The sequence below is a fragment of the Rhizobium sp. UFLA01-1127 genome, assembly GCF_059803845.1.
This window is the reverse complement of record NZ_JAUQTZ010000084.1, coordinates 1-12,412: the sequence shown is the minus strand read 5'-3', so window position 1 is coordinate 12,412 and position 12,412 is coordinate 1. Positions and strand designations below refer to the sequence as shown.

Below are 12,412 nucleotides of genomic sequence, written 5' to 3'. Positions count from 1 at the left end.
TGTGTCCGCCACATGTCAAAACGACCGTACCCGGACTTCCCGTTGGAAATCCGCGCCGATCGCATGGCATGTCGCGAGTTGGCGCGGTGTTTAGCGGAATCAGTGCAAAAAAGCAACCGCTCCGGCAAGTTTATTTTAGGCTATCTAAAGCTTGGCCAGGATAGCCTCTATGCTGTCGGTCACATGCTCGATATCGGCCATGCCGTCGATGCTCTGCAACTTGCCCTTTGCATAGTAGTAACCGATCAGCGGTGAGGTCTCCTTGTAATAGACCTGAAGACGAGTCGCCATGGTTTCGGCATTGTCATCCGGACGGCGCTTGAAATGGGTCGAACCGCATTTGTCGCACACGCCTGCCGTTGCCGGCAACTTGTCGGTATCGTGATAGACACTGCCGCAGTTCGAGCACGAATAGCGGCCAGACACGCGACGAATCAGTTCGGCATCATCGACCTTCAGCTCGATGACAACGGAGAGCTCGAGGCCCTTCGCATCGAGCATCTTTTCCGTTGCATCCGCCTGCACCAGCGTGCGTGGGAAACCGTCGAGGATGAAACCCCTGGCACAATCCGGCTGATCGATGCGCTCAGAGACGATCGCATTGACGATCTCGTCGGAGACGAGCTTGCCAGCATCCATGACGGCCTTCGCGCGCTTGCCAACTTCCGTGCCGGCCTGAACGGCCGCGCGCAGCATATCACCCGTGGAAAGCTGCGGAATGCCATGCTTTTCCACGATGCGCTGGGCCTGGGTCCCCTTACCTGCTCCCGGCGGCCCTAAAAGTATGAGTCTCATCGCCCCCTCTTTCCTCCACGCAACTTCGATTTCTTGATCAGGCCTTCATATTGCTGTGCGATCAGGTGACCCTGAATCTGCGCCACCGTATCCAGCGTTACGCTAACCACGATCAGAAGCGAAGTGCCACCCAGAGACAAGGGAATACCGGTCTGGGATACGAGAATTTCGGGCAGGATGCAGACGAAGACAAGATAAATCGCGCCGATAACCGTGATGCGGGTCAGCACGTAATCGATATATTCGGCGGTGCGCTCGCCCGGGCGGATGCCCGGAATGAAGCCGCCATGCTTCTTCAGATTGTCGGCAGTGTCCTTCGGATTGAAGACCAGCGCGGTGTAGAAGAAGGCAAAGAAGGCAATCAGAGCGCCGTAAAGCACCATGTAGACCGGCTGGCCATGGCCAAGTGCTGCAACGATGGAGGTGACCCAAGCCGGAAGCGCCGTGTTGTTGCCAAGGCCTGCAGCAGTTGCCGGCAGCAGCAGCAGCGAGGATGCAAAAATCGCTGGAATGACGCCCGAAGTGTTGAGCTTCAGCGGCAGGTGCGACGTATCGCCCTGGAACATGCGTGTGCCGACCTGACGCTTCGGATACTGGATCAGCAGGCGACGCTGCGCGCGTTCGACGAAGACGATGAGCGCAATGACCAGAATGGCGACGACCAGCACGGCGAGAATAAGCGGCGTGGAAAGCGCGCCCGTGCGGCCGAGTTCAAGCGTACCAGCAAGAGCGGTCGGCAGACCTGCAGCGATACCCGCGAAGATGATCAGCGAGATACCATTGCCGATGCCGCGCGACGTCACCTGCTCACCGAGCCACATCAGGAACATCGTGCCGCCGAGCAGCGTGATGACGGTGGAGATGCGGAAGAACCAGCCGGGATCGACGACGACGCCATTGCCATGCTCCAGGCCGATCGCAATGCCATAGGCCTGCAACGCGCCGAGCAGCACCGTGCCATAGCGGGTGTACTGGTTGATGATCTTACGGCCCTGCTCGCCTTCCTTCTTCAGGTTTTCGAGCGAGGGAACGACCGAGGTCATCAGCTGAACGATGATCGAGGCCGAGATATAGGGCATGATGCCGAGCGCGAAGATCGCCATGCGCTGCACGGCGCCGCCCGAAAACATGTTGAAGAGGCCAAGAATGCCGCCCGACTGATTCTGGAAAGCCTGGGCGTAAGCAGCAGGATTGAGGCCAGGAAGCGGAATGTGGGTGCCGAGCCGGTAGACGAGGAGAGCGCCGAGCGTAAACCACAGGCGCTTCTTGAGATCCTCGGCTTTGGCAAAGGTCGAAAAATTGAGATTGGACGCCAATTGTTCCGCTGCAGAAGCCATGCAAATCTCCGCATCACCAATTCCGGCATAGTCGGCCGAGTCCGGAATCAGTCTGTAAATTGTTCAAAAGCCGGGCTTCGGACGGATTGCGCAGCAATCGGGCGCCTCACCCTGGGTTCCCGTTATCGATCGGAAAGATACTTGCCGCATCGATCAGATTCGTGAGGCTCACATATGGGAGCAAAATCGCCCGAAGTGAAGTCACTTCGGGCGATTATTGATAATATTATTCTGCGGCGGCAGCGAGCAGCTTGACGGAACCGCCAGCCTTTTCGATCTTCTCGACTGCGGTCTTGGAAGCGCCTGCAACTTCAAGAGCAAGCTTCGCCTTCAGTTCGCCGTCCGAGAGAACCCGAACGCCGTCCTTGACGCGGCGAATAACGCCGGCTGCCTTGAGGGCTGCTGCATCAACCGTGCTCTTCGCATCGAGCTTGCCGGCATCGACGGCAGCCTGAATGCGTGCCAGCGACACGACAACGTAATCGGCTGCGAAGATGTTGTTGAAGCCGCGCTTCGGCAGGCGACGGTAGATGGGCATCTGACCGCCTTCGAAGCCGTTGATCGCAACGCCCGAACGGGACTTCTGACCCTTCACACCACGGCCGCCGGTCTTGCCGGAGCCGGAGCCGATGCCGCGGCCAAGGCGCTTGCGGCTGTGGGTCGAGCCTTCGTTATCCTTGATTTCATTCAGTTTCATAGCGAATTACCTCCGGCTCACTTCTCGTCGACAACGCGAACGAGATGCTGGACAGCACGGATCATGCCACGAACAGCCGGGGTATCCTCCAGCGTGCGGCGACGGTGCATCTTGTTCAGTCCGAGACCGATCAGCGTCTTCTGCTGAACATCCGGACGGCGGATCGGGCTGCCAATCTGCTCGACCGTAACGGTCGCCTTGGCTTCAGCCTTCTTGGTCGTCTTGGCCATAGGTCAAACTCCCTTATTCTTCGGAGGCGTTGCCCGAAGCGGCGCGGCGAGCCTGCAGGGTGGCATACTTGATGCCGCGCTGAGCTGCGATGTCCTTCGGGTGAACCTGGTGCTTCAGGGCGTCGAACGTGGCGCGAACCATGTTGTACGGGTTCGACGAACCGGTCGACTTGGCAACGACGTCATGAACGCCGAGCGTTTCGAAAACGGCGCGCATCGGGCCGCCGGCGATGATACCGGTACCGACCTTGGCCGAGCGCAGCAGAACCTTGCCGGCGCCATGGCGGCCATGAACGTCGTGATGCAGCGTACGGCCGTCGCGCAGCGGTACGAAGATCATGTCGCGCTTGGCGCTTTCGGTGGCCTTGCGGATGGCTTCCGGCACTTCGCGTGCCTTGCCATGGCCGAAGCCTACGCGGCCCTTCTGGTCGCCGACGACGACGAGAGCAGCGAAGCCGAAGCGACGGCCACCCTTAACGACCTTGGCGACGCGGTTGATCGCGACCAGCTTGTCGACGAATTCGCTATCGCGCTCTTCACGGCTCTGACGGTCTTCCCGCGGAGCCCTCTTTTCCTGTGCCATTGTCCTCTTCCTTTTTCTTTTCCGGGTGCAATCGGCAAACAAAACGAAGACCGCATCAACCTCCCAAGGGAGATTTGCGGTCCGGTGAAAATCCGGCCGGCATCCTTTGGATCACCGGCCGGAAATCTGATTAGAAGGTCAGGCCGCCTTCGCGGGCTGCTTCAGCCAGGGCCTTGATACGGCCGTGGTAGATGAAAGCGCCGCGATCGAACACGACTTCCTTCACGCCGGCCTTGGAGGCGCGCTCGGCAACGAGCTTGCCAACGAGGGCTGCGGCGGCGGTATCGGCACCGGTCTTCAGAGAACCGCGCAGATCCTTGTCGAGGGTGGAGGCAGCCGCAAGGGTCTTGCCAGCCACGTCATCGATGACCTGGGCGTAGATGTTCTTCGACGAGCGATGAACCGACAGGCGCGGACGGCCATTGGCCACCGACTTGATTTGGCGGCGCACGCGGTTGGCGCGACGCGCAAGTGCTTCTTTCCTGCTAGCCATTTCGCGTGTTCCTTACTTCTTCTTGCCTTCTTTGCGGACGATCCGCTCTTCGGCATACTTAACACCCTTGCCCTTGTAGGGCTCGGGGCCGCGGTATTCGCGGATTTCAGCGGCAACCTGGCCGACCTGCTGCTTGTTGATGCCGGTGACGACGATTTCCGTCGGCTTCGGCACAGCGATCGAGATACCCTGCGGCGGCTCATAAACCACGTCGTGGCTGAAGCCGAGCGCGAGCTGCAGGTTCTTGCCCTGCATGGACGCACGGTAGCCGACGCCGTTGATTTCGAGCTTGCGCTCGTAGCCGTCCTTAACACCCTTGAAGATGTTCTCGATCATCGTGCGGGACATGCCCCACTTTGCGCGAGCATCCTTGGAGTCGTTGAGCGGCGTCACGACGATTGCATTGTTTTCCAGCTTGAGACCGATTTCGTCGTTAGCGACGAAAAACAGCTCGCCCTTGGGACCCTTGGCAGTCACTTTCTGGCCATCAACCGTGGCCGTGATCCCTGCAGGTACCTGAACGGGCTTCTTACCGATACGAGACATTTTTCAAACCTGTCTGTTTCGAGGGAGATATCTCTGTCCGATCTTAGAAGACCGAGCAGAGAACCTCGCCACCAACATTCTGTTCGCGAGCCTGGTGATCGGCCATCACACCCTTCGGAGTCGAAAGGATGGTGATGCCGAGGCCGTTCGCGACCTGCGGAATGGACTTGACCGAGACATAAACCCGGCGGCCCGGCTTAGACACACGGCCGATCTCGCGGATCACCGATGCGCCTTCGTAGTACTTGAGTTCGATGTTGAGCTCAGACTTGCCGTTGCCGAAATCGACGACGGAATAGCCACGGATGTAGCCTTCAGCCTGGAGCACATCGAGAACGCGCGCACGGAGCTTGGACGCAGGCGTCGAAACCGACGACTTGCGGCGCGAAGCGCCATTGCGGATGCGGGTGAGCATATCGCCCAAAGGATCAGTCATAGACATCTAATCTGCTCCTTACCAGCTGGACTTGACGATGCCCGGCACCTTGCCGAGATTGCCGAGTTCACGCAGCGCGATACGCGACATGCGCAGTTTGCGGTAGTAGGCGCGCGGACGGCCAGACACTTCGCAACGATTGCGAATACGGGTCTTCGATCCATCGCGCGGGAGCGATGCCAACTTCAGGGTGGCCTTGAACCGGTCTTCGATCGAAAGAGACTGGTTCATGATGATTGCCTTGAGAGCAGCCCGCTTCGCGGCCTGGTTGGCAACCGTATTGCGGCGGCGCTTGTTCTTTTCAACTGCGCTTGTCTTCGCCATATCAGGGTTCCTTTTCTACGCTCGTCGTTACGGTTATTGACGGAACGGGAAGTTGAACTCTTTCAGAAGAGCCCGTGCTTCGTCGTCGGTCGTCGCCGTCGTGCAAACGATGATGTCCATGCCCCACATCTGATCAACCTTGTCGTAGTTGATCTCAGGGAACACAATGTGCTCCTTGATGCCCATGGCGAAATTGCCACGACCGTCAAAGCTCTTCGGGTTCAGGCCGCGGAAGTCGCGAACGCGCGGAAGCGCGATGTTGACCAGACGATCCAGGAACTCGTACATGCGGGCGCCGCGCAGGGTGACCTTCGCGCCGATCGGCATATTTTCGCGGACCTTGAAGCCAGCGATGGAGTTGCGTGCGCGCGTGATGACCGGCTTCTGGCCGGCGATCGCTGCGAGGTCTGCAGCAGCAACGGTCGGCTTCTTCGAATCAGCCGTCGCTTCGCCAACGCCCATGTTGATCACGATCTTGTCCAGCTTCGGGATCTGCATCTCGTTAGCGTAGGAGAATTTCTCCTGCATGGCTGCACGGATGCGAGCAACGTATTCCTTCTTGAGCCGCGGCTCGTACTTTACCTCAGCCATCGATCACTTCTCCCGAGGTCTTGGCCACGCGGACCTTCTTGCCATCCACAACCTTGAAACCGACGCGGGTCGGCTTGCCGTCCTTGTCGACGATTGCCAGGTTGGACAGGTGAAGCGAGGCTTCCTTGCTGATGATGCCGGCTTCCTGGTTCTGCGTCTGGCGCTGATGGCGCTTGATGACGTTGACGCCACGAACGACCGCACGGTCTTCCTTCGGCAGCACTTGAATGACTTCGCCGGTACGGCCCTTGTCCTTACCGGTCAATACGACAACCTTGTCGCCTTTACGGATCTTCTGCATCGCTCCGCTCCTTACAGTACTTCTGGAGCCAGCGAGATGATCTTCATGTGGTTCTTGGCGCGAAGTTCGCGCGGAACCGGTCCGAAGATACGGGTGCCGATCGGCTCTTTCTTGTTGTCGATGAGGACTGCTGCGTTGGTATCGAAGCGGATGACGCTGCCATCCGGACGACGGATGTCCTTGGCGGTACGAACGACAACCGCCTTCATCACGTCACCCTTCTTCACACGGCCGCGCGGGATGGCTTCCTTGATCGAAACGACGATAACGTCGCCGATAGAAGCATACTTGCGCTTCGAGCCGCCCAGCACCTTGATGCACATGACACGACGTGCGCCGGAATTATCCGCCACGTCGAGGTTTGTTTGCATCTGAATCATGTCAGGTCGCCTTCTTGTTGTTACCGGAATGGTTGGGCCAATCGACCCCCTACCCCGGCTTATGGACTAGTGTCTTGTCTGATTATGCCTAGGCTTCGGAACCACCATGGGTCGCCTCTGCCGGCCATCAATAAAGCAAAAGAACGCCCGTTCTCGAGCGTCCTGCTTCCAAGCTCGTGCTTCATACAGATATTTCGCCCAAGCGCAAGGGCCTGAGCGAAATTCTGTTACTTGGACTGGGCGGAAACGACCGTCCAGGTCTTGTCCTTGGAGATCGGCGCGCATTCCTCGATGGAAACGACGTCGCCGATTTTGTACTGATTGTTCTCGTCGTGAGCCTTGTACTTCTTGGAACGACGAACGGTCTTCTGGAGCAGCGGGTGAGCGAAACGACGCTCGACGCGGACCACTACCGTCTTTTCGTTCTTGTCGCTGACCACGACGCCCTGCAGAATGCGCTTCGGCATGTTATTTTTCCTTTAGGCCTTTGCTTCTGCCGCCTTCTGGCGGGCAATGGTTTTTACGCGAGCGATGTCCTTGCGAACTTCGTTGATGCGCGAGGACTTTTCGAGCTGGCCGGTCGCCTTCTGAAAGCGCAGATTGAACTGCTCCTTCTTCAGCTTGGCAAGCTCGTCCTTGAGTTGGTCGGCGCTCAGGGCGCGAACATCTGCGGCTTTCATGAGCTTCTTCCTTACTCTGCAATGCGCTGAACGAAGCGCGTCTTGACCGAGAGCTTGGCAGCGCCGAGGCGCAGAGCCTCACGAGCGATTTCTTCGCTCACACCGTCGATCTCGAACATCATACGGCCGGGCTTGACCTTGCATGCCCAGTATTCGACGGAGCCCTTACCTTTACCCATACGGACTTCGGTCGGCTTTGCGGTTACCGGAACATCCGGGAACACGCGGATCCATACACGGCCGGCGCGCTTCATATAGCGCGTGATCGCGCGGCGAGCCGCTTCGATCTCGCGAGCGTTGACGCGGTTAGGCTCCTGCGACTTCAGGCCGAATTCGCCGAACGCCAGATCAGAACCACCCTTGGCAACGCCCTTGATGCGGCCCTTGAATTGCTTGCGGTACTTCGTACGCTTTGGCTGCAACATTTTCTTATTCTCCGAACTTATCTGCCACGTACGCTATCAAGCGTTGTCGCGGCGACGGTCTCTATCGCGATCGCGGCTAGCCGGACCCTGGGCGTCGCCTTCGAGCGCGCGGCGTTCGGAGGCCATCGGATCGTGCTCAAGGATTTCGCCCTTGAAGATCCAGACCTTGATGCCGCAGATACCGAAAGCGGTTTCTGCTTCAGCCGTACCGTAATCGATGTCGGCGCGCAGCGTATGCAGCGGCACGCGGCCTTCGCGGTACCATTCCGTACGAGCGATTTCCGCACCGCCGAGACGGCCAGCGCAGGTGATCTTGATGCCTTCGGCGCCAAGACGCATCGCGGACTGGACGGCGCGCTTCATGGCGCGACGGAAAGCAACACGGCGTTCCAGCTGCTGAGCGATCGACTGGGCAACCAGCGTCGCGTCGATTTCCGGCTTGCGAACTTCAACGATGTTGAGGTGCGTTTCGGAATTCGTCATGTCCGACAGCTTCTTGCGGAGCTTGTCGATGTCAGCGCCCTTCTTGCCGATGATCAGGCCCGGACGAGCCGAGTGGATCGTGACGCGGCACTTCTTGTGCGGACGCTCGATGACCACCTTGGAGATACCAGCCTGCTTCAGTTCGTTCATGACGAACTTGCGCATCTTCAGGTCTTCGTGGAGGAGCTGGCCGTACTCGGCATTGTCCGCGAACCAGCGGCTATCCCAGGTACGGTTGATGCCAAGACGAAAGCCGATCGGATTGATTTTCTGACCCATTATGCGGCCTCCCCTTGAGCTTCCACTTCACGAACGACGATCGTCAGGTGCGCGAACGGACGCTCGATGCGAGACGCACGGCCGCGGCCACGAGCGTGGAAACGCTTCATGACGATCGACTTGCCAACGTAAGCTTCCGCTACGACCAGCGAGTCAACGTCGAGATCGTGGTTGTTTTCTGCATTGGCGATCGCAGATTCGAGCGTCTTCTTCACGGCGCCAGCGATACGCTTGCGCGAGAATTCCAGCTCTGCGAGCGCGCGGTCAACCTTCTTGCCGCGGATCGAAGCCGCGACCAAGTTGAGCTTCTGCGGGCTGACGCGGAGCGTGCGCGCAACTGCCTGCGCCTCGTTGTCCTTCAGCCGGCGTTCGGTTTTTGCCTTGCCCATTGTTACTTCCTCTTCGCCTTCTTGTCCGCACCGTGACCATAATAGGTACGGGTCGGGGCGAACTCGCCGAACTTGTGTCCGACCATGTCTTCATTGACGCTGACCGGAATGTGCTTGCTGCCGTTGTAGACGCCGAAGGTGAGACCAACGAACTGCGGCATGATGGTGGAGCGACGGCTCCACATCTTGATTACTTCGTTACGTCCGCCTTCACGCACCTTCTCAGCCTTCTTGAGAAGATAGCCGTCAACAAACGGACCTTTCCATACTGAACGAGCCACTTGAGACTTCCTCTCTTACTTCTTGCGCTGATGGCGCGAGCGCATAATCATCTTGTCGGTCGACTTGTTCGACCGCGTACGCTTGCCCTTGGTCGGCTTGCCCCACGGAGTCACCGGATGGCGACCACCGGAGGTGCGGCCTTCACCACCGCCGTGCGGATGGTCGACCGGGTTCATGACAACGCCGCGGTTATGCGGCTTCTTGCCACGCCAACGCGAACGACCGGCCTTGCCGTCGTTGATGTTGCCGTGATCCGGGTTCGAAACCGCACCGATCGTTGCAAGGCAGGTGCCGTGCACGAGGCGCTGTTCGCCCGAGTTCAGGCGAAGGATCGCCATGCCCTGGTCACGACCGACGAGCTGAGCGTAGGAACCGGCGGAGCGAGCGATCTGACCACCCTTGCCCGGCTTCATTTCCACGTTGTGGATGATGGAGCCGACCGGGATGAACTGAAGCGGCATGGTGTTGCCCGGCTTCACGTCCACTGCCTTTTCCGAAGCGATGACCTTGTCGCCCGAAGCGAGACGCTGCGGAGCGAGGATGTAGGCCAGTTCCCCGTCCGTATACTTCACCAGAGCGATGTAAGCGGTACGGTTCGGATCGTATTCGATACGCTCGACGGTTGCCTCGACGTCGAACTTGCGACGCTTGAAGTCGACCAGACGATAGCTGCGCTTGTGACCGCCGCCCTGGAAACGGACGGTGATGCGGCCGGTGTTGTTACGGCCACCCTTGGAGGTGAGGCCTTCCGTCAGCGACTTGACCGGCTTGCCCTTGTAGAGCGAGGAACGGTCGACGATGACCAGCTGACGCTGGCTCGGGGTCGTCGGATTGAATGTTTTCAATGCCATTTTCTTATTCCTCAGAGACCGGTGGAGACGTCGATCGACTGGCCTTCGGCGAGCGTCACAACAGCCTTCTTCACGTCCTTCTGCTTGCCGACGAGACCCTTGAACCGCTTGGTCTTGCCGAGGCGCAGCAGAGTGTTAACGGCCGTCACCTTGACGCCGAAGAGCGCTTCGACGGCAGCCTTGATTTCCGGCTTCGTCGCGGTCTTGGCGACGTTGAAAACAACCTGGTTATTGTCCGAAAGCAGCGTGGACTTTTCGGTGATCGCCGGAGAGACGATCACATCATAATGGCGAAGATCCGTCACTTGAATCGCTCCTCTAGAGCTTCGACTGCAGCCTTGGACAGCACGAGCTTGCCGCGACGCAGGATGTCGTAAACGTTGATGCCCTGAACCGGCAGAACATCGATGTTCGGGATGTTCTGGGCTGCGAGCTTGAAGTTGCTGTCGAGCTCAGCGCCGCCGATGAACAGAGCGTTCGTCAGGCCGAGCGCCTCGAAAGCGCCAGCGAGTGCCTTGGTCTTGGCTTCGGTTGCGACGAGATTGTCGATGACGATCACGTCTTCAGCCTTGAACTTGGCCGAGAGAGCATGACGCAGGCCGAGGGCGCGAACCTTCTTCGGCAGATCGTGCTCGTGGCTACGGGCGACCGGGCCGTGAGCCTTGCCACCGCCGCGGAACTGCGGAGCGCGAGCCGAATGGTGACGAGCGCGGCCCGTACCCTTCTGCTTGTACATCTTGGCACCGGTGCGCGCTACGTCAGCGCGGCCCTTTGCCTGATGCGTGCCCTGCTGCTTCTTGGCAAGCTGCCAGCGAATAACGCGAGCGAGAATGTCTTCACGCGGCTCGAGGCCGAAAATCGCATCAGAAAGGGAAACCTTCCCGGCGTCTTTGCCCTCAAGGGTCTTGACGTTGAATTCCATTGGTTTGGCTCCCTTACTTCGCTGCCGACTTGACGGCGTCGCGCACGATGATCCAGGCGCCCTTGGAGCCGGGAACCGCACCCTTGACGAGGATCAGACCGCGATCTTCGTCGGTCGATACCACTTCGAGGTTCTGCGTCGTGACGCGGGTCTGGCCCATGTGACCAGCCATCTTCTTGTTCTTGAACACCTTGCCCGGGTCCTGGCGCGAGCCGGTCGAACCGTGCGAGCGGTGCGAAACCGACACACCGTGCGTGGCGCGCAGACCGCCGAAACCGTGGCGCTTGATGGCGCCAGCAAAGCCCTTACCGATCGTCGTGCCGGTCACGTCGACGAGCTGACCCGCCGTGAAGTGACCTGCGCTGAGCTCGGTGCCGACTGCGAGCAGATTGTCTTCCGTGACACGGAATTCTGCGAGCTTGGCCTTCGGCTCTACGCTTGCAACGGCGAAATGGCCGCGAAGAGCCTTCGTCGTGTTCTTAACTTTAGCCTGGCCGGCACCGAGCTGAACTGCGGTGTAGCCATTCTTTTCAACTGTGCGCTGGGCCACGACCTGGCAGCCTTCCATACGCAATACGGTAACCGGGACATGCTCGCCGGCGTCGTTATAGACGCGGGTCATTCCCACCTTCTGTGCAATCACACCTGAACGCATCGGTTCAATCCTTCTCACTCAGCTCGAGAACCAGAGGTCTCAGAGCTTGATCTCAACATCGACACCGGCGGCGAGATCGAGCTTCATCAGCGCGTCTACCGTCTGCGGGGTCGGGTCAACGATGTCGAGAAGGCGCTTATGCGTGCGCATCTCGAACTGCTCGCGGCTCTTCTTGTCGATGTGCGGGGACCGGTTTACCGTAAACTTCTCGATACGAGTCGGAAGCGGAACGGGGCCCCGGACGCTTGCACCGGTGCGCTTCGCCGTCGACACGATCTCGCGCGTGGAAGCATCGAGAATCCGGTGATCGAACGCCTTCAGGCGAATGCGGATATTTTGGCCGTTCATTCGACGTTATCCTTGTGTTTGTTATCTCGCGTGCCGCTCAAAAAGGGCACGGATTGTTCTGTTTCCTAAGGCGGACCACCGGTTTCAAAGATCGAGAGGGACGCCGTCTGCGGCATCCCCATCCACTCTTTAGGCCGTTCGGCCCACCTTATCGTTAATTTCATTGGCCGCTTCGTTATCCGAAGCAGCACGCAAATCGCGCTCGCGCGCCATTTGCAACATTTCGATGTCATAAGCAAGCGGCTACTGCCGCTTGCATCATAATATTGTCATCGAATCGGCCGCTCGGGTGGAGCAGCCGCCTTCGAATTACTCGACGATGCTTGCAACGATGCCAGCGCCGACGGTCCGGCCGCCTTCGCGGATTGCGAAGCGAAGCTTTTCT

General features: G+C 59.0%; 24 protein-coding genes. All 24 read right to left on the bottom strand.

Annotated features, from left to right (window positions below; all coding sequences use genetic code 11):
• Positions 1 to 144: 144 nt before the first annotated feature.
• Positions 145 to 795: an adenylate kinase gene (locus Q4Q11_RS20240; RefSeq protein WP_112507493.1), complete on the bottom strand. Its 651-nt coding sequence runs from the start codon at positions 793 to 795 to the stop codon at positions 145 to 147.
• Positions 792 to 2,132, bottom strand: coding sequence for a preprotein translocase subunit SecY (gene secY, locus Q4Q11_RS20235; protein WP_112507495.1), 1,341 nt, complete (start codon positions 2,130 to 2,132; stop codon positions 792 to 794). The genes Q4Q11_RS20240 and secY overlap by 4 nt, the downstream gene beginning before the upstream one ends.
• A 226-nt stretch (positions 2,133 to 2,358) precedes the next feature.
• On the bottom strand, positions 2,359 to 2,829 hold the full coding sequence (gene rplO, locus Q4Q11_RS20230) for a 50S ribosomal protein L15 (RefSeq protein ID WP_112507497.1): 471 nt from the start codon (positions 2,827 to 2,829) through the stop codon (positions 2,359 to 2,361).
• A gap of 17 nt (positions 2,830 to 2,846) precedes the next feature.
• Positions 2,847 to 3,059, bottom strand: coding sequence for a 50S ribosomal protein L30 (rpmD, locus tag Q4Q11_RS20225; protein ID WP_007690786.1), 213 nt, complete (start codon positions 3,057 to 3,059; stop codon positions 2,847 to 2,849).
• A gap of 13 nt (positions 3,060 to 3,072) precedes the next feature.
• Entirely contained in the window at positions 3,073 to 3,642 is a 570-nt protein-coding gene (gene rpsE / locus Q4Q11_RS20220) for a 30S ribosomal protein S5 (protein ID WP_004118414.1), read from the bottom strand.
• Positions 3,643 to 3,772: 130 nt separating this feature from the next.
• Positions 3,773 to 4,135 (bottom strand): 50S ribosomal protein L18, encoded by a 363-nt coding sequence (rplR, locus tag Q4Q11_RS20215; protein WP_004118412.1) that lies wholly within the window; start codon positions 4,133 to 4,135, stop codon positions 3,773 to 3,775.
• Positions 4,136 to 4,147: 12 nt separating this feature from the next.
• Positions 4,148 to 4,681 carry a 50S ribosomal protein L6 gene (rplF, locus tag Q4Q11_RS20210; RefSeq protein ID WP_092715850.1) on the bottom strand — a complete coding sequence of 178 codons (534 nt, stop codon included), beginning with the start codon at positions 4,679 to 4,681 and terminating at the stop codon, positions 4,148 to 4,150.
• 43 nt (positions 4,682 to 4,724) lie between these two features.
• Positions 4,725 to 5,123 (bottom strand): 30S ribosomal protein S8, encoded by a 399-nt coding sequence (gene rpsH, locus Q4Q11_RS20205; RefSeq protein ID WP_015339607.1) that lies wholly within the window; start codon positions 5,121 to 5,123, stop codon positions 4,725 to 4,727.
• Between the two features lie 12 nt (positions 5,124 to 5,135).
• Positions 5,136 to 5,441 (bottom strand): 30S ribosomal protein S14, encoded by a 306-nt coding sequence (gene rpsN / locus Q4Q11_RS20200; RefSeq protein ID WP_004118406.1) that lies wholly within the window; start codon positions 5,439 to 5,441, stop codon positions 5,136 to 5,138.
• Positions 5,442 to 5,474: 33 nt separating this feature from the next.
• Entirely contained in the window at positions 5,475 to 6,032 is a 558-nt protein-coding gene (gene rplE / locus Q4Q11_RS20195) for a 50S ribosomal protein L5 (protein WP_047634795.1), read from the bottom strand.
• Entirely contained in the window at positions 6,025 to 6,333 is a 309-nt protein-coding gene (rplX, locus tag Q4Q11_RS20190; RefSeq protein ID WP_015339605.1) for a 50S ribosomal protein L24, read from the bottom strand. The genes rplE and rplX overlap by 8 nt, the downstream gene beginning before the upstream one ends.
• A gap of 11 nt (positions 6,334 to 6,344) precedes the next feature.
• Positions 6,345 to 6,713 carry a 50S ribosomal protein L14 gene (rplN, locus tag Q4Q11_RS20185; RefSeq protein ID WP_003573790.1) on the bottom strand — a complete coding sequence of 123 codons (369 nt, stop codon included), beginning with the start codon at positions 6,711 to 6,713 and terminating at the stop codon, positions 6,345 to 6,347.
• Between the two features lie 227 nt (positions 6,714 to 6,940).
• A complete protein-coding gene (rpsQ, locus tag Q4Q11_RS20180; protein WP_068386071.1) occupies positions 6,941 to 7,180 on the bottom strand; it encodes a 30S ribosomal protein S17 in 240 nt (79 codons plus the stop codon).
• A gap of 12 nt (positions 7,181 to 7,192) precedes the next feature.
• Positions 7,193 to 7,393 carry a 50S ribosomal protein L29 gene (gene rpmC / locus Q4Q11_RS20175; RefSeq protein ID WP_007690763.1) on the bottom strand — a complete coding sequence of 67 codons (201 nt, stop codon included), beginning with the start codon at positions 7,391 to 7,393 and terminating at the stop codon, positions 7,193 to 7,195.
• 11 nt (positions 7,394 to 7,404) lie between these two features.
• Positions 7,405 to 7,818, bottom strand: a complete 414-nt coding sequence (gene rplP / locus Q4Q11_RS20170; protein ID WP_004118395.1) for a 50S ribosomal protein L16 — start codon at positions 7,816 to 7,818, stop codon at positions 7,405 to 7,407.
• 36 nt (positions 7,819 to 7,854) lie between these two features.
• The gene (gene rpsC / locus Q4Q11_RS20165; protein ID WP_004118393.1) at positions 7,855 to 8,580 is read right to left on the bottom strand and encodes a 30S ribosomal protein S3; all 726 of its coding nucleotides are present in this window, start codon (positions 8,578 to 8,580) and stop codon (positions 7,855 to 7,857) included.
• A complete protein-coding gene (gene rplV / locus Q4Q11_RS20160) occupies positions 8,580 to 8,969 on the bottom strand; it encodes a 50S ribosomal protein L22 (protein WP_004118391.1) in 390 nt (129 codons plus the stop codon). The genes rpsC and rplV overlap by 1 nt, the downstream gene beginning before the upstream one ends.
• 2 nt (positions 8,970 to 8,971) lie before the next feature.
• Entirely contained in the window at positions 8,972 to 9,250 is a 279-nt protein-coding gene (rpsS, locus tag Q4Q11_RS20155; protein ID WP_037199970.1) for a 30S ribosomal protein S19, read from the bottom strand.
• A gap of 15 nt (positions 9,251 to 9,265) precedes the next feature.
• Complete coding sequence (gene rplB, locus Q4Q11_RS20150; RefSeq protein ID WP_069611898.1) at positions 9,266 to 10,102, bottom strand: 50S ribosomal protein L2; 837 nt, start codon at positions 10,100 to 10,102, stop codon at positions 9,266 to 9,268.
• Positions 10,103 to 10,113: 11 nt separating this feature from the next.
• Positions 10,114 to 10,407, bottom strand: coding sequence for a 50S ribosomal protein L23 (locus tag Q4Q11_RS20145; RefSeq protein WP_015339600.1), 294 nt, complete (start codon positions 10,405 to 10,407; stop codon positions 10,114 to 10,116).
• A complete protein-coding gene (gene rplD, locus Q4Q11_RS20140; protein ID WP_498570610.1) occupies positions 10,404 to 11,024 on the bottom strand; it encodes a 50S ribosomal protein L4 in 621 nt (206 codons plus the stop codon). The genes Q4Q11_RS20145 and rplD overlap by 4 nt, the downstream gene beginning before the upstream one ends.
• Positions 11,025 to 11,037: 13 nt before the next feature.
• Positions 11,038 to 11,679: a 50S ribosomal protein L3 gene (gene rplC / locus Q4Q11_RS20135; protein ID WP_112507503.1), complete on the bottom strand. Its 642-nt coding sequence runs from the start codon at positions 11,677 to 11,679 to the stop codon at positions 11,038 to 11,040.
• Between the two features lie 39 nt (positions 11,680 to 11,718).
• Entirely contained in the window at positions 11,719 to 12,027 is a 309-nt protein-coding gene (gene rpsJ / locus Q4Q11_RS20130; RefSeq protein WP_003547547.1) for a 30S ribosomal protein S10, read from the bottom strand.
• Positions 12,028 to 12,336: 309 nt separating this feature from the next.
• Positions 12,337 to 12,412, bottom strand: a 76-nt coding sequence (locus tag Q4Q11_RS20125) for an EF-Tu C-terminal domain-related protein (protein WP_130520932.1), incomplete at its 5' end; no start/stop codon positions are given.

Excerpts from the sequence above, each read along its gene's own strand:
- rpsN (WP_004118406.1), bottom strand. The coding sequence starts at position 5,441 with ATGGCGAAGACAAGCGCAGTTGAAAAGAACAAGCGCCGCCGCAATACG.
- rplE (WP_047634795.1), bottom strand. The coding sequence starts at position 6,032 with ATGGCTGAGGTAAAGTACGAGCCGCGGCTCAAGAAGGAATACGTTGCT.
- rplB (WP_069611898.1), bottom strand. The coding sequence starts at position 10,102 with ATGGCATTGAAAACATTCAATCCGACGACCCCGAGCCAGCGTCAGCTG.
- rplV (WP_004118391.1), bottom strand. The coding sequence starts at position 8,969 with ATGGGCAAGGCAAAAACCGAACGCCGGCTGAAGGACAACGAGGCGCAG.
- rplF (WP_092715850.1), bottom strand. The coding sequence starts at position 4,681 with ATGTCTCGTATCGGTAAGAAGCCCGTTCAGGTACCTGCAGGGATCACG.
- rpsC (WP_004118393.1), bottom strand. The coding sequence starts at position 8,580 with ATGGGTCAGAAAATCAATCCGATCGGCTTTCGTCTTGGCATCAACCGT.
- rplN (WP_003573790.1), bottom strand. The coding sequence starts at position 6,713 with ATGATTCAGATGCAAACAAACCTCGACGTGGCGGATAATTCCGGCGCA.
- rplD (WP_498570610.1), bottom strand. The coding sequence starts at position 11,024 with ATGGAATTCAACGTCAAGACCCTTGAGGGCAAAGACGCCGGGAAGGTT.
- rpsQ (WP_068386071.1), bottom strand. The coding sequence starts at position 7,180 with ATGCCGAAGCGCATTCTGCAGGGCGTCGTGGTCAGCGACAAGAACGAA.
- rplC (WP_112507503.1), bottom strand. The coding sequence starts at position 11,679 with ATGCGTTCAGGTGTGATTGCACAGAAGGTGGGAATGACCCGCGTCTAT.
- rpsJ (WP_003547547.1), bottom strand. The coding sequence starts at position 12,027 with ATGAACGGCCAAAATATCCGCATTCGCCTGAAGGCGTTCGATCACCGG.
- rplO (WP_112507497.1), bottom strand. The coding sequence starts at position 2,829 with ATGAAACTGAATGAAATCAAGGATAACGAAGGCTCGACCCACAGCCGC.
- rplP (WP_004118395.1), bottom strand. The coding sequence starts at position 7,818 with ATGTTGCAGCCAAAGCGTACGAAGTACCGCAAGCAATTCAAGGGCCGC.
- rpsE (WP_004118414.1), bottom strand. The coding sequence starts at position 3,642 with ATGGCACAGGAAAAGAGGGCTCCGCGGGAAGACCGTCAGAGCCGTGAA.
- rplX (WP_015339605.1), bottom strand. The coding sequence starts at position 6,333 with ATGCAGAAGATCCGTAAAGGCGACAAGGTTGTCGTATTGACCGGTAAG.
- rpmD (WP_007690786.1), bottom strand. The coding sequence starts at position 3,059 with ATGGCCAAGACGACCAAGAAGGCTGAAGCCAAGGCGACCGTTACGGTC.
- secY (WP_112507495.1), bottom strand. The coding sequence starts at position 2,132 with ATGGCTTCTGCAGCGGAACAATTGGCGTCCAATCTCAATTTTTCGACC.
- rplR (WP_004118412.1), bottom strand. The coding sequence starts at position 4,135 with ATGGCTAGCAGGAAAGAAGCACTTGCGCGTCGCGCCAACCGCGTGCGC.
- Q4Q11_RS20240 (WP_112507493.1), bottom strand. The coding sequence starts at position 795 with ATGAGACTCATACTTTTAGGGCCGCCGGGAGCAGGTAAGGGGACCCAG.
- rpmC (WP_007690763.1), bottom strand. The coding sequence starts at position 7,393 with ATGAAAGCCGCAGATGTTCGCGCCCTGAGCGCCGACCAACTCAAGGAC.
- rpsH (WP_015339607.1), bottom strand. The coding sequence starts at position 5,123 with ATGTCTATGACTGATCCTTTGGGCGATATGCTCACCCGCATCCGCAAT.